The following is a 5,435-nucleotide window of genomic DNA, read 5'->3' as shown; positions in this document are numbered from 1 at the left end:
CGATATCAATCACTTACGTGATTTGCTGATGAACTCGGGGGGTAAGTGCCCGTGCAAACGGTGGCACATTCACAGATGCGTTAATGCACGACATGTTTGCGCTCGCAGCAGAATCCCCACTGGCCCTTCTGCGCTGCGGCGATATAAGTCCTTGACGTTGCGTCAACCTGGAGGGAGGCCAGTTGAGCGTCTCAGTTTCCCACAATCGTCTCAGCGGATCCGACGTTCGTTCCCGCAAGAGCGGAACTCCTCTGGTCTGCCTCACGGCCTACACGACCCCTGTCGCGCGGTTGGTGGATTCCGAATGCGACATCGTCCTGGTCGGTGACAGCGTTGGCATGGTGCTGCATGGCCTGCCCTCCACTCTGGGTGTGACGATGGAGATGATGATCCTGCACGGGCAAGCTGTGGCGCGCGGGCTCGAGCGCGCAATGCTGGTGATCGATATGCCGTTCGGGAGTTATGAAGCGGATCCTGCGGAGGCCTTCCGCAACGCGGCGCGGCTCATGACGGAGACCGGGGCAGGGGCGGTGAAGCTCGAAGGCGGGCAGGCGATGGCGGAGACCATCCGCTTCCTGACAGCGCGCGGGATCCCCGTGATGGGCCATGTCGGTCTGACCCCGCAATCGATCCATATGCTTGGCGGCTATGCGGTGCAGGGGCGTGGATCAGATGGGGCAAGGGTCGCGGCCGATGCCCGAGCCGTATCCGAGGCCGGCGCCTTCGCCGTTGTGCTGGAAAAGGTCCCGGCGCGGCTTGCGGCAGAGATCACGACTTCGATCGATGTCCCGACCATCGGGATTGGCGCGTCCTCTGCCTGCGACGGACAGATCCTGGTGGTCGACGACATGCTGGGCCTCTTCACCGCGTTCAAGCCGAAGTTCGTCAAGCGCTACGCGGCACTGGGAGAGGCGGCGGAACGGGCCATCCGCAGCTATGCCGAAGAAGTCCGTGGACGCCGCTTTCCGGCTGCCGAGCACGAATACGCGGATACCGCGGAGGAGATCTCATGCTGACCCTTCGGACACGGAGAGATCTGCGCCAAGCCATTGCCGATTGGGGACGCGCCGGGGAACGTATCGCTGTCGTCCCGACGATGGGGGCGCTGCACGACGGGCACCTCAGCCTGGTGGATGCAGCCCGGCAGGCCGCCGAACGGGTGATCGCCACCATCTTTGTGAACCCGAAGCAGTTCAACAGCCCGCAAGACCTCGAACTCTATCCCCGCACCGAAGAGGAAGACCGAGCAAAGCTGGCAGTGCGCGGTGTCGATATTGCGTATGTCCCCGATGTAGCGGAGATCTACCCAGAGGGATTTGCCACGGCCGTCTCGGTTAGCGGTGTGACCGAGGGCCTTTGCGGGGCAAGCCGTCCGGGGCACTTCGACGGTGTCGCGACAGTGGTCGCGAAGCTCCTGCTGCAGACCAGGGCGGACCTGGCGTTCTTCGGGGAGAAGGATTTTCAGCAGTTGCAGGTCATTCGCCGCCTTGTGCGCGACCTCGATCTGCAAGTGCGGATCGTCGGATGTCCGACGGTTCGTGATACCAATGGCCTCGCGCTATCGTCGCGCAATGCGCGTCTGAGCACGGAGGCCCTTGCTCGCGCCACGGCGCTCTTCCGTGCCCTCAAGGAAGCCGCGGCCCGCATTGCCGACGGAGAGCAGGTTGCTATTGCCCTGGCTGCGGCAGCAGCAGTCATCCTCGCGTCAGGATACTCGGCGATAGACTATCTCGAATTCCGATCTGAAGATGGCCTGGAGCCAATGTCTATTGCCGACCGACCGGCACGACTGTGCTGCGCTGCGTGGATTGATGGCGTGCGGCTCATAGACAACGTCCCTGTCGCCGCGGCGATGTCCGCACAGAGCGATCCCAATCTTTCTGTCCCGGAATCGATGAATGCTTGACCTGCCTAACATCCGCCTGGAGCTCGCCGAGTGCTATGATCTGACGCCCACGGCTGAGAAGGCGGAGGCGACGGCCGGGCTCTACGCCCGTGCGGCCCGCGTGATCTCGCCGGCGGAGTGGATGATGGCCGCGCCTTATGTGCTCGCCATCAACAAGCTCAAGCGGGAACGGAACGCCGTTATCCTCGCCCACAACTACATGACGCCGGACATCTATCACGGCATCGCCGATGTCGTCGGAGACAGCCTGCAGCTCGCGGTCAAGGCGACCGAGGTGGAGGCCGAGGTGATCGTGCAATGCGGCGTGCACTTCATGGCCGAGACCTCCAAGATCCTGAACCCGTCCCGCCGGGTGCTGATCCCGGATGTCGAGGCGGGGTGTTCGCTGGCCTCGTCCATCACCGCCGCTGGCGTCGCAGAGATGCGGGCCAAATACCCCGGGGCGCCGGTCGTCTCCTATGTGAACACGACCGCCGAGGTGAAGGCCGCCTCGGACATCTGCTGCACCTCCGCGAACGCCCTGCAGATCGTCGAGGCGATGGAGGGTGATACGGTCATCATGACGCCCGACCGCTACCTTGCGCAGAACGTGGCGGCGCAGAGTTCGAAGCGCGTGGTCTGGTGGGATGGCGCCTGCATGGTGCATGAACTCTATTCGGCCGAAGACGTGCGGGCCTATCGCGCGGACCAGCCAGAGGTGGCGGTCATTGCCCATCCCGAATGTCCGCCGGAGGTGGTGGCCGAGGCGGACTTCACCGGATCGACCAGCGGGATCATCGACTGGCTGCACAAGCACAAGCCGCGGCAGGCCCTGCTGATGACCGAATGCTCGATGGCCTCCAACATCGCTGACGAACTGCCGGACGTCGACTTCGCCCGCCCCTGCAACCTCTGCCCGCATATGAAGCGGATCACGCTGGAGAAGGTGCTGTGGTCGCTCCACAACATGACGACCGAGGTGATGGTCGATCCGGCTATCGCGGAGCCTGCGCGGGCCGCCGTGCAACGGATGATCGATGTGACACAGCGCACCAGGGCATAAAGCGAACATCCGTTCATGACAACATTGGACACAGGACGCGTCATCGTTATCGGCGCAGGCTTGGCGGGGCTCTACGCCGCGCTGAAGCTCGCCCCATTGCCCGTTCTGCTGATCTCGCCCGAACCGCTCGGCTCTGGCGCCAGCTCGGCCTGGGCGCAGGGTGGGGTGGCTGCGGCGATGGGGACCGAAGATACCCCGATGCGCCATGCCGCCGATACGATCCGGGCCGGGGCAGGGATCGTCGATGCGGCCGTGGCCAGGTACGTGACGGGGGCCGCGCCATCGCACGTCCTGGATCTGACGGGGCTCGGGACCCCCTTCGACCGCGACGCTCTCGGCAACTACCTGCTGTCCCGCGAGGCGGCCCATAGCATCGCGCGGGTCGTGCGCGTTCGCGGCGACCAGGCCGGCCGCGAGATCATGGCGACGCTCGTCGCTTTGGTCGAGCAGACCCCGAGGATCGCTCGGCTCGAAGGGGCGGTGGCAACGGACCTGGTGATGGAAGGCAGCTATGTCACCGGCGTTCAGGTTGCCTTTCGGCGCTCCGGCGTCCTGACCCAGCGCCGTCTGACCGGTCGTGCGGTTCTCCTGGCCGGTGGGGGATCGGCCGGGCTCTACGCACTGACCACAAATCCGCCACGGGTCCGCGGACAGGTGATCGGCATGGCGGCGCGCGCGGGCGCCTGGATCGCGGATGCGGAGTTTGTGCAGTTCCATCCGACGGCCATCGACATCGGTCTTGATCCCGCACCGCTTGCGACAGAGGCGCTGCGCGGGGAGGGGGCCATATTGGTGAACCGGAGGCGCGAGCGGTTCATGCTCGGGCTGCATCCCGATGCGGAGCTCGCTCCCCGCGATGTCGTCGCGCGCGCGGTCTATGCGCAGACCCAAGCCGGGCTCCGCCCTGCGCTTGATACACGCGCGGCCCTGGGGGATCGCCTGCTGCAGGACTTTCCCGCGGTGGCGGCAGCCTGTGCGGCCGGCGGCGTCGATCCGCTACGCGACCCGATCCCGGTCGCGGCGGCGGCGCATTACCACATGGGTGGCGTCGAGGTGGACCTGAAGGGTCGCAGCAACCTCGGCGGCCTCTGGGCGTGCGGCGAGACCAGCAGCACCGGGCTTCATGGTGCTAACCGCCTGGCCTCGAACGGGCTCTTGGAAGCTCTCGTCTTTGCCGAGACCTGCGCGCGGGATATCCGGGACAGGATCGGGGAAGGGGCAGGGGCGCTTCCCCCGCTTCCCTTCCGCCCGGATCCGCAGGCACCGGACCCTGATGCGGACGCCGTCGCGGGCCTGCGTCAGCTGATGACTGACAACGTAGGGGTTGTCCGTGAGGCGGTGGGTCTTGGAGCGGCCCTGGCCGAGACGATCCGACTGGAGGCGGAGAGCGAAGACCCGCAACTGCGCAACATGGCCGCGACGGCGGCGCTGATCGCGGCCGCAGCCCTGGTCCGGAAGGAATCCCGTGGCGCCCACTTCAGGTCGGACGTTCCGGAGCCCCGGCCTGACTATGCCCAAAGAAGCACTCTGACACTCGAGGCTGCCCGCGAGATCCGCGTGCGCGGCAGGAAGGAACCCGCATGACGACCCTCCCCAACCTGCTGCTCGAGCCGATCGTCCGAGCCGCGCTCCTGGAAGATCTTGGTCCCTCGGGAGACATCACCACCCGTCTCGTCATTCCGGAAGAGACCCAGTACCGGGCCGTTCTCAACGCGCGTGAGGCTGGCATTGCCTCCGGCCTGCAGGTCGCGGAGATGGCCTTCCATTTGCTCGACCCCCAACTTGACGTCGAGATGCTGGTTCCGGATGGCACCGTCTTCGACAAAGGCGCGGAACTGATGGTCATCACCGGCTCCGCGGCCTCAATCCTGTCGGCAGAGCGGGTGGCGCTGAACTTCGCTGGGCGGCTCACCGGCATCGCGACGCTGACCGCGGCCTTCGTGGCGAAGACGCATGGGACGCGCGCGCGGATTACCTGCACCCGGAAGACCACGCCCGGCCTGAGGCTGGTCGAGAAGATGGCCGTGGCCCACGGCGGCGGGTCGAACCATCGCTACGGCCTCGGGGATGCCATCCTGATCAAGGACAATCACATCGCCGCGGCCGGTGGGATCCACGAGGCCTTGGAGCGCGCCAGGGCAGGGGCCTCGCATATGATGAAGGTCGAGATCGAGGTCGATCGCCTCGATCAGCTTGAGGAGGTGCTGGGCGCCGGCGGCGCCGATGTCGTGCTGCTCGACAATATGGAGACCGCCACGCTGGCGGAGGCCGTGGCGATGGCCGAAGGCCGGGTCGTCACGGAAGCCTCCGGCAACATGCGGCTTGACCGGATCGCGGAGGTCGCGGCCACCGGGGTCGATTACATCTCTGTCGGAGCCCTCACGCACTCCGTTCGCGCGCTCGACCTCGGGCTCGATTTCTGACGCTCCGAATTGAGAAGGCCTCTTATGGAAGATACGAATTTGAATGCCGAAGACGTCGGGCCGA

The 5,435-nt window shown here is 65.7% G+C and carries 5 protein-coding genes; all 5 read left to right on the top strand.

Annotation, left to right across the window (positions count from 1 at the left end):
- The first annotated feature begins 182 nt into the window (after positions 1 to 182).
- The 5 genes from panB to nadC are packed head-to-tail and all read left to right on the top strand — an operon-like array spanning position 183 to position 5,371.
- The gene (panB, locus tag EIP85_RS22320; RefSeq protein WP_127904409.1) at positions 183 to 1,016 is read left to right on the top strand and encodes a 3-methyl-2-oxobutanoate hydroxymethyltransferase; all 834 of its coding nucleotides are present in this window, start codon (positions 183 to 185) and stop codon (positions 1,014 to 1,016) included.
- Positions 1,010 to 1,906 carry a pantoate--beta-alanine ligase gene (panC, locus tag EIP85_RS22315; protein WP_127904408.1) on the top strand — a complete coding sequence of 299 codons (897 nt, stop codon included), beginning with the start codon at positions 1,010 to 1,012 and terminating at the stop codon, positions 1,904 to 1,906. The genes panB and panC overlap by 7 nt, the downstream gene beginning before the upstream one ends.
- On the top strand, positions 1,899 to 2,948 hold the full coding sequence (gene nadA / locus EIP85_RS22310) for a quinolinate synthase NadA (protein ID WP_127904407.1): 1,050 nt from the start codon (positions 1,899 to 1,901) through the stop codon (positions 2,946 to 2,948). The genes panC and nadA overlap by 8 nt, the downstream gene beginning before the upstream one ends.
- Before the next feature lie 15 nt (positions 2,949 to 2,963).
- A complete protein-coding gene (locus tag EIP85_RS22305) occupies positions 2,964 to 4,532 on the top strand; it encodes an L-aspartate oxidase (RefSeq protein ID WP_127904406.1) in 1,569 nt (522 codons plus the stop codon).
- Positions 4,529 to 5,371, top strand: a complete 843-nt coding sequence (nadC, locus tag EIP85_RS22300; protein WP_127904405.1) for a carboxylating nicotinate-nucleotide diphosphorylase — start codon at positions 4,529 to 4,531, stop codon at positions 5,369 to 5,371. The genes EIP85_RS22305 and nadC overlap by 4 nt, the downstream gene beginning before the upstream one ends.
- Positions 5,372 to 5,435: the final 64 nt, after the last annotated feature.

This window comes from Solirhodobacter olei (genome assembly GCF_004010155.1).
Lineage (GTDB): Bacteria > Pseudomonadota > Alphaproteobacteria > Rhodobacterales > Rhodobacteraceae > Solirhodobacter > Solirhodobacter olei.
This window is presented reverse-complemented; position numbering and strand designations above follow the sequence as displayed.